The organism is Streptomyces sp., assembly GCF_031178505.1.
Lineage (GTDB): Bacteria > Actinomycetota > Actinomycetes > Streptomycetales > Streptomycetaceae > Streptomyces > Streptomyces gulbargensis.
Window position 1 is genome coordinate 1 of the sequence record NZ_JAPSIW010000673.1, and the last position, 3,916, is coordinate 3,916.

Consider the following 3,916-nt stretch of genomic DNA (forward strand, 5'->3'; position numbering starts at 1 on the left):
GGCGTGCTCGGGGCGAAGGCGCGGGCCGCCGCCACCGTGTCGTAACACAGCCCGTCGTACGTCGAGTTGGTGACCACCGCGTACTGCGCCTCCGGCGCGACGGCGCCGGCCGCCAGGGGGTTCTCCGCGACCCGGGCCGCGACCGCCTCGGGTGCGATCGCGTGCGGGGGGAGCGGGCCGGCGAGGCCGTAACCGTTGCGGGTGGGCACCAGATAGACGGGCCGGGCGCCCGAGATCACCAGCCCGTGCAGGACCGACTTGTGACAGTTCCGGTCGACCAGGGCGATCTCGTCGGCGGTCACGCTGTAGTGGCCCACCATCCGGTCGGCGGTGGAGTTGCCGTGCAGGACGAAGTACGTCCGGTCGGCCCCGAAGACCCGGGCGGCGTTGCGCTCCGCGTCACCGATGGGCCCGTTGTGCTCGAAGAGGGAACCGAGCGCGCCGACGGAGATCGACAGGTCGCTGCGGAACAGGCGCTCGCCGAAGTACTCGAAGAAGGCGCGGCCGGTCGCGGACTTGAGGAAGGCGACACCGCCCGAGTGCGCGGGGGTGTGCCACGAGTACTCGTGGGCGTCGTCGAAGCGCCGCAAGGCCTTGAAGAACGGCGGCAGGATGTCCTGGTGGTAGGCCTGGGCCGCCGCCACGATGCGCCCGGCGATGAAGGTGGCGGTGTCCTCCAGCGGCCAGACGTAGCCGATCACCGCCTCCGAGACCCACAGCGGAAGCCCTTCGAGATCCTGGTCGGAGTCGTCGTTCATCAGCAGGAAGACCGGCAGCCGCTTCCAGCGGCGCTGGATCTGGCGGAGGACGTCCGCGCCGCCGCCCTCCCCGTCGGCGCCGCCGGGCAGGTCCCAGGCGATCACGGCGGCCGAAAGCCCGGCCTCGGTCCGCAGGGTGGCCTTCGCCTCCTCGGCGCCGGTGGCCCAACGCGGATCCAGGCCCCGGTTGTCCAGCTCCTTGCCGATGCGGCGCACCTGCTCGGTGCTGACGCCGCCGGCCAGGGGGTTCTCGCGCAGTGCCAGCAGCACGCTGTTCCGTGTCATGTGTACGCCTCCGGTGGGGGGGGGGTGCGCCGATTCGTCGCGCATGTCGGCTGCGGCACAGTCTGGGGGGCGCGGGAGGGCGCGAACCGATCTTCGCCGCCGCTTTCACCCGCAGGTGTGGCGGCGGTCGGCCGCGACGCGGGGGGCCGGCCGGTCCCGGTCGGCCCCCGGGTCCTTCCCCCGGGTGTACGCCGAGGCGCCATGCCGTCCACCACCGCACCCACCACGCCCCCGCCCGGAGGGCCGCCCTCGGGGACCCCGGCCACCAGGCGTTCCTCGTCCTGTGCGCCGGCTTCACCGTGGCGCCCGCTCCTTCACGACACCGCGCTGCGCGACTCCGGGCTCCCGCTCGGCGCTCGCCCCGGCCCGCCCCGCCCGGCGTCACCCCGGCGGACACCGGCTCCCCTGAGGGCCACCACCCCACCGGTTCGCGGGGCCGCGCGCGGGGGGAGCCCCCTCCACGCGGGCACCGTCCCTCTCAGCGGCGGGCGCCGCCCGGGGCCCGCCCGAAGACCGTCACCGCGCAGGCACCTGCGGCGAGGGCCGCGCCCAGATACAGCACGGCCCCGACCCCGGCCGTGTCCGCCGCGAGGCCCCCGGCGAACGCCCCCAGCGCGATCGAGCCGTTGAAGGCACCGACGAACAGCGCCGAGGCCGCCTCCCGGGCGTCGGGGGCCGCTGCCAGCAGCCACGTCTGGGTGGCGACCGACACCCCGCCGTACGCGACGCCCCACACCGCCAGCAGCACCCCGGCCACCGGCACCGAACCACCGAACAGCGGCAGCGCGCCGACCGTCACCGCCGTCACCAGGCCGATCACCAGGAGCGTGCCGCGCGGCGAACGGGAGACCTGGGACCCGGCGGCGAAAGTGCCGACGACACCCGCGAGGCCGTACACCAGCAGCAGGGTGCCGATCGTCGTCGCGCCCGCGCCCGCCAGCCGCTCCAGGACCGGACGTACGTACGTGTACGCGGCGAAGTGCCCGGTCACCAGAAGCGCCACGACACCGAGCCCGGTCGCCACCGGCGGCCTTCCCGGCAGCCGCAGCACACCCCCCAGCCGCAGCTCCCCCTGCGCCGGGAGCGCCGGCAGCAGCACCGCCAGGGCGACCAGCACCACCAGCGCGAGAGCGCCGGCCGCCAGGAACGCCGCACGCCACCCCGCCAGTTCGCCGAGGAACGTACCGGCCGGGACGCCCAGCACGGAAGCCACCGCGATGCCGCTGAAGACCAGCGAGGTGGCCCGGCCCACGGACCGTGCCGGGACGAGCCGTACCGCCAGACCGGCCGCGACGGCCCACACCCCGCCCATGCCGACGCCCACCAGCACCCGCGCCACCACCATGACCGCGAAGTGCGGGGAGAACGCCGCCAGCAGATTGCCCGTCACCAGCGCCCCCATCAGCCCGCACAGCACCCGGCGGCGGTCGAAGCGGCTCAGCGCGGGGGTGAGGAGCGGTGCCGTCACCGCGGCCACCAGCCCCGTGACGGTGAGCGTCAGCCCGGCCGTGCCCTCGCTCACCCGCAGCGCGCCGCCGATCGGGGTGAGCAGACCCACCGGCAGCATCTCGGACGTGACCACCGTGAACGTCGCCCCGGTGACCGCCGTCACCGCCGCCCAGCCCCCGTGCCGCGTTCGCGCCCCGCCGGCCGCCGTACCCGTGATGTTCCCTGTCCCTGTCATGCGACCAGCCAACGCGGCGCGCCCCGCGGGAACAACGGCCGATCACTCATGCTTCGATGAGCGGGGCTCATCGATCGGCGTGGCGGCGGGAAAGGGGTCCGGGGGTATGGGCGGTCTGGAGATCCGCGAGCTGGAGGCGTTCCTCGCGCTCGCCGAGGAACTGCACTTCGGCCGGGCGGGGGAGCGGTTGTACGTCTCCCAGAGCCGGGTCAGCCAGCTGCTCCGCTCCCTGGAGCACCGGATCGGCGCCCCGTTGGTGGAACGGACCAGCCGCCGGGTGGGCCTCACCCCGCTCGGCGCCTCCTTCCTGGCGTCGCTGCGTCCCGCGTACGACACCCTGCGGGCGACCGTCGACGAGGCTCGCGCGGCCGCCCGGGGGGCCGTCGGGGTGCTGCGCATCGGCTTCCAGGGGACGGTCGACGACCGGGTGGCCGGGGCCCTCGCCCTGTTCGAGGAGCGCCACCCCGCATGGACGACCGAGGTGGTGGAGATCCCCCTCGCGGACCCCTTCGGGGCGCTGCGCCGCGAGGAGGTCGACTGCGGGGTGGTGCTGCTGCCGGTGGCGGAGGAGGACCTGGCGCTCGGGCCCGTCTTCTCCCGGCAGCCGCAGACCCTGGCGGTCTCCGTCCGGCACCCCCTGGCGGCTCGGGAGTCGCTCGCGGCGGAGGAGCTGGCGGACTGCCGGCTGATCGGCGTCCAGGACTCCGCCCCCGCCTACTGGCGACTCGCCCAGGCCCCGCGCGAGACGCCGGGCGGCCGGCCCGTCCCGGCCGGGCCCCTGGTCACCACCCTGCAGGAGGGCCTGTCGCTCGCCGCGGCGAACCGGGGGGCCATGCTGCTGTGCCGGTCGACCGCCGAGTACCACGGCCGCCGGGGCTCCCTCGCGTTCGTCCCGGTCGACGGCCTCCCCGACTCCTGGCTCGGCCTGGTCCTGCGCCGTACGGATCCGGCCCCGCAGGCCCGCGCCTTCTCCCGCGCCCTCGCCGACACCCTCGCCTCGGCCGATCCGGCGCCGGACGGACCGGAGCACGCTCCCGGTGCGGGGGAGGGGAGGGGGACGAAGGCGACCTGCGCGGGCGGTGCGGGCTGACAGGGACGAGCCGACCGGCCCGCACCGCTCGCGCGGCCGGAGACGGGCCGACGGACGCGGCCGGGTCGGCGCGACCGGGGCACGGCCCGCCTGCCGGTT

The 3,916-nt window shown here is 75.9% G+C and carries 3 protein-coding genes; 1 reads left to right on the forward strand and 2 read right to left on the reverse strand.

Annotated elements, in window-relative coordinates; translation table 11 throughout:
* A partial coding sequence (locus RIF68_RS30235; protein WP_309054460.1) for an Orn/Lys/Arg decarboxylase N-terminal domain-containing protein occupies positions 1–1,043 on the reverse strand: 1,043 nt, incomplete at its 3' end.
* A 478-nt stretch (positions 1,044–1,521) separates the two neighbouring features.
* Positions 1,522–2,727 (reverse strand): MFS transporter, encoded by a 1,206-nt coding sequence (locus RIF68_RS30240; protein ID WP_309054461.1) that lies wholly within the window; start codon positions 2,725–2,727, stop codon positions 1,522–1,524.
* Positions 2,728–2,833: 106 nt separating this feature from the next.
* Here RIF68_RS30240 and RIF68_RS30245 point away from each other — a divergent pair, with 106 nt between their 5' ends.
* Positions 2,834–3,817, forward strand: a complete 984-nt coding sequence (locus RIF68_RS30245) for a LysR family transcriptional regulator (RefSeq protein WP_309054462.1) — start codon at positions 2,834–2,836, stop codon at positions 3,815–3,817.
* The last annotated feature ends 99 nt before the right edge of the window (positions 3,818–3,916 follow it).

Bases quoted from the DNA above. Each gene is read 5' to 3' on its own strand.
- RIF68_RS30240 (WP_309054461.1), bottom strand. From the start codon at position 2,727: ATGACAGGGACAGGGAACATCACGGGTACGGCGGCCGGCGGGGCGCGA.
- RIF68_RS30245 (WP_309054462.1), top strand. From the start codon at position 2,834: ATGGGCGGTCTGGAGATCCGCGAGCTGGAGGCGTTCCTCGCGCTCGCC.